This is a genomic window from Aquiflexum sp., from assembly GCF_041749095.1.
Classification (GTDB): Bacteria; Bacteroidota; Bacteroidia; order Cytophagales; family Cyclobacteriaceae; genus Aquiflexum.
On record NZ_JBGTCA010000545.1, the window covers coordinates 1 to 4,543 of the forward strand.

Here is a 4,543-nt window from a genome sequence, read left to right on the forward strand (position 1 = left end):
CACCATTTATTCTCCCTATTCAGGAATCAGTTTTCCGAGCTTTATCTAAATTCTATATACAGCAAAAAGCCCCTCCGGAAAATTGCCTATTTAACAGTTTTTATGTTTTTCTTCCCTCAAGTCTAAGAGGTCCCCCTAAAACCATCGCTTAACTTAATTTTTTCTTTAAATGGATTTACTTCCATTTAAAATTTGGCTATTAAAATTAGCTGAATTATTTCTATCTATTAATCTAGAACCAAGTTACCGATGAAAAATTCAATCGTCTTATTCTGCATTGCAGCTTTCTTGTTTGTTGGCTGTGGAAACAAAAAATCAGGTGGACATTCTCATGATGGCGAAGACGCCCATAATCATGGCACACACCAACATGAAGATGGATCCGTTCATGATGACCATGATGAGGAAAATCACACTCAAGAAGAATTCAAAGTAAGTCCTGACAGTACTGCAAAGGATTCAGCTACTCACAGCCATGGTGATGATGGCGACCACAAGCATTAAATAATCCACAGCCTTTAATAATTTACTTATGAGAACATCATTTAAGATGGTTCTGTTTATCCTCTTGTTGGCTGGTTGCGGCCAACAAGAGGCTGAACATGCCCATGATGAAACTGGCATAGTTCCTCTGTCTTTTACGCATTATTCAAAAAACACAGAGCTGTTTGTTGAATTTAATCCAATGATTGTTGGAAAATTTTCGGGTTTTGCAGCACACTTTACCATATTAGGTCAAAAATTTATACCATTGACAGAAGGAAGTGTAACTGTCAGTTTGATTATAAATGATAAAGGTATAAAGAGCAGTTCAGATTCTGCAAGTTCTCCCGGAATTTACAGATTAGGCCTTAAGCCTATTGCGTCAGGCAAGGGTAAATTGATTTTTGATATAGTAACAAAAGATTACACTGATCAAATTGTAATAAATGATGTAACTGTTTATCCTGATGAGGAATCAGCTTTATCACAAATTAAGGCAGTCGATTCAGGAAATGAGATCACATTTTTGAAAGAACAAGCCTGGAATATTGAATTTTCCAATGCACCTGTCCGTAGGGATCCCTTCCGTGAAATTCTCAAAACAAGTGGTCAGCTATTGCCGGCACCGGGAGATGAAAGTGTTATCACAGCCAATTCCAATGGCGCAGTTTTGTTTGCCACCAATAAAACGGTGATCGGGTCCGAAATAAAAACCGGAGATCACTTATTTACCATCAGCAGCGGTAACCTGACACAGGGCAACCCTGAAGTTTATTACAACGAAACCAAGGCCAAATATGAATTATCTAAAGCCGAGTTTGAAAGAGCAGCAATCTTGGTAAAAGATAAAATTATTTCACAAAAAGAATACTTACAAACCAAGCTGGAATATGAAAACATGGAAGCCAACTTTCAGGCTGTTTCGAAAAATTATTCCAGGACCGGCCAAAAAATAAGCTCAAATTCTTCGGGATTTTTAAAAAATCTTTTGGTGACAGAAGGTCAATATGTTGAAGCAGGTATTCCATTGGCTGTTGTCAGCAAAAACAAAAAAGTACTGCTTCAGGCCAATGTGTCCCAGAAATATTACAACAAACTGCCCAACATTTCCGCTGCAAATTTTAGGATTATTTCAGAGGACAAGGTTTTTGATTCAGAAAACATGAATGGCAAAGTTGTCTCCTACGGAAAAAGTGCTTCCTCCAACGCTTCTTTTATTCCAATCACTTTTGAAATAGACAACATCGGAAATATAATCCCGGGAGCAATAGCTGAAGTCTTTTTAAAGTCATCACCTATCCCGGATGCCTTGGTAATTCCTGTTTCAGCCCTCATGGAAGAATTGGGGAATTTCTACGTCTTTGTTCAGACAGGGGGAGAAAGCTTTCAGAAAAGAGAAGTCAAACTGGCCGGAAACGACGGGATCCAAGTCCATGTCATCTCAGGACTAATGGAAAATGAAAGAGTCGTCACCAAAGGGGCCTATGCCATTAAACTGGCCTCAGCAACAGGAGCAGTTCCCGAGCATGGACACAGTCATTGATTTTATAAGTCTGTACACTTCAAATCCCGGGATTTAGAATATTAAAGAAGAAACTCATGCTCAATGCCATATTAAAATTTTCATTGCATAACCGCCTTCTGGTGGTGACGTCATTTGCTTTGCTTTCTTTGTTTGGCACCTATGTGGCATTCAATATGGAAGTGGATGTATTTCCGGATTTGACCGCACCTACGGTTGTTATTCTAACTGAAGCCCACGGTATGGCACCGGAGGAAGTAGAAAGGCTGGTAACCTTTCCGATCGAAACATCAGTCAATGGTGCCACTAATGTCAGAAGGGTACGGTCTGCATCCTCCGGGGGATTTTCTGTCATATGGGTAGAATTCGAATGGGATACCGATATTTATCGGGCCAGGCAAATAGTCAATGAGAAACTGGCAACCATTGGAGAAACCTTGCCTTTGGGAGTCGGAAAGCCGGTCATGGCTCCACAATCTTCTATCATGGGTGAGATCCTGTTTGTCAGCCTGACTGCTGACAGTTCCTCTATGATGGATTTGAGAACTATTTCAGATTGGATTATCCGGCCAAGGTTGTTGGCTACCGTTGGGGTCGCCCAGGTAATTGTATATGGTGGGGACTTTAAGCAATATCAGATTTTGGCCAATCCCCAAAGGATGGGCTTTCACGGTGTCACATTAGAGGAATTGATAAAAGCCGGTGAAGAATCCAATGGCAACTCCTCCGGTGGATTTGTGTATGAGTATGGTAACGAGTACATCGTCAAAGGAATAGGCAGGACCAATTCCATAGAAGAAATCGGCAGGTCTATAATAAAACAAGCTAATGGACAGATCATTAGGATTGAAGATGTAGCTGAGGTAAAAATCGGTGCAGCACCTAAAATCGGCGATGCTTCCAGTAATGCTAAATTAAGTGTTGTATTATCTGTTTCCAAACAGCCTGATGTCAATACACTTTTATTGACCGAAAAAATTGATGAAGCTTTGGAAGATCTTCGAAAAACCCTTCCAGCGGATATCAAAATAGACACCAAAGTATTCAGACAAGCAGACTTTATCAACGCTTCCATAAGCAACATCCAAAAGGTATTATTGGAAGGCAGTGCTTTTGTGGTCATTGTGTTGTTTTTGTTTCTGATGAATTGGAGGGCAACAGTCATTTCATTGTTGGCCATACCCATTTCATTGCTTGTGGCTATACTGACATTGAAATGGTTGGGATTTACCATCAATACCATGAGTTTGGGAGGTATGGCGATAGCGATCGGTGATTTGGTGGATGATGCGATCATTGATGTTGAAAATGTTTTCAAACGGCTAAAGGAAAATGCAAAGCTACCGGAGAAACAAAAAAGAAATCAGCTTGCGGTAATATTTGATGCCTCATTTGAAATCAGACATTCCATCATCAATGCCACATTTATCATCATAGTAGCATTTATCCCCTTATTCTTCCTCTCAGGAATGGAAGGTAAATTATTGGCTCCTTTGGGAATTGCCTTTATCGTGGCACTCTTTGCCTCCCTTATCATTGCCATTACCCTTACTCCTGTTCTTTGTAGCTACATGTTGACCGATGAAAGCAGGTTGATCAAACAGGATCGGGAAAGTTGGCTGGTAAATAATCTCCAAAAAGCATATGGGGTTTTCCTGGAGAAAGCCATGCAGTGGAAAAAGCTATTCATTGGCTCCGCTTTGGCAATGCTTGTTATAGCGATTTTGGCTTTTACCCAATTGGGAAGAAGTTTCTTGCCGGAATTCAATGAGGGAGCCCTGACCATTGCAGCGGTTGCCTTACCGGGACTGTCGCTGGAAGAAAGCAATAATATCGGGAGAAGAGTAGAACAAGCACTTTTAAGCATTCCGGAGGTAATTTCAACTACACGTAGAACAGGCAGAGCAGAATTGGATGAGCATGCACAGGGTGTCAATTCTTCGGAAATTGAAGTTCCTTTCCTACTGGAAGAAAGAAGTCGCGACGAATTTTTTGAAGAGGTAAGGGAAAAGCTTTCCCTGATCAAAGAGGCCAATGTAACCATAGGCCAACCGATTTCGCATAGAATCGACCACATGCTTTCAGGCACAAGGGCGAATGTTGCCATTAAAATTTTTGGGTCAGACTTAAACAGGATGTACAACCTGTCAAATCAGATCAAAAATGAAATTCAGGACATTGAGGGATTGGTTGACTTGCAGGTCGAGCCACAAATTGAAATCCCACAAATACAGATCAAAGCGAACAGGGAATTATTGAGCCATTACGGCATCAGCATAGGTAAATTCAATGAATTTGTAGATGTGGGCATTGCGGGTGAGAAAGTATCGGAAATCTATGAGGAAAACCGATCCTTTGATCTCATAGTGCGCTTCGATGAGGAGAACAGGACCAAAATGGATCATATCATGAACACCCTGATTGATGCTGAAAACGGAGAAAAAATTCCTATTCACTATGTGGCAGATATTGTAAGTGGAAGCGGTCCAAACACCATCAACCGGGAAAATGTACAGCGAAAAACCGTTGTCTCGGCAA

Annotated in this window: 3 protein-coding genes; all 3 read left to right on the plus strand. The window is 40.8% G+C overall.

From position 1 onward, the window contains the following. The first annotated feature begins 249 nt into the window (after positions 1–249). Positions 250–504 (plus strand): hypothetical protein, encoded by a 255-nt coding sequence (locus tag ACEW8O_RS24440; protein WP_373497249.1) that lies wholly within the window; start codon positions 250–252, stop codon positions 502–504. A gap of 28 nt (positions 505–532) precedes the next feature. Then, positions 533–2,026: an efflux RND transporter periplasmic adaptor subunit gene (locus ACEW8O_RS24445; RefSeq protein ID WP_373497250.1), complete on the plus strand. Its 1,494-nt coding sequence runs from the start codon at positions 533–535 to the stop codon at positions 2,024–2,026. A gap of 56 nt (positions 2,027–2,082) precedes the next feature. Next, a partial coding sequence (locus tag ACEW8O_RS24450; RefSeq protein ID WP_373497251.1) for an efflux RND transporter permease subunit occupies positions 2,083–4,543 on the plus strand: 2,461 nt, incomplete at its 3' end.

Excerpts from the sequence above, each read along its gene's own strand:
- ACEW8O_RS24440 (WP_373497249.1), top strand. The coding sequence starts at position 250 with ATGAAAAATTCAATCGTCTTATTCTGCATTGCAGCTTTCTTGTTTGTT.
- ACEW8O_RS24445 (WP_373497250.1), top strand. The coding sequence starts at position 533 with ATGAGAACATCATTTAAGATGGTTCTGTTTATCCTCTTGTTGGCTGGT.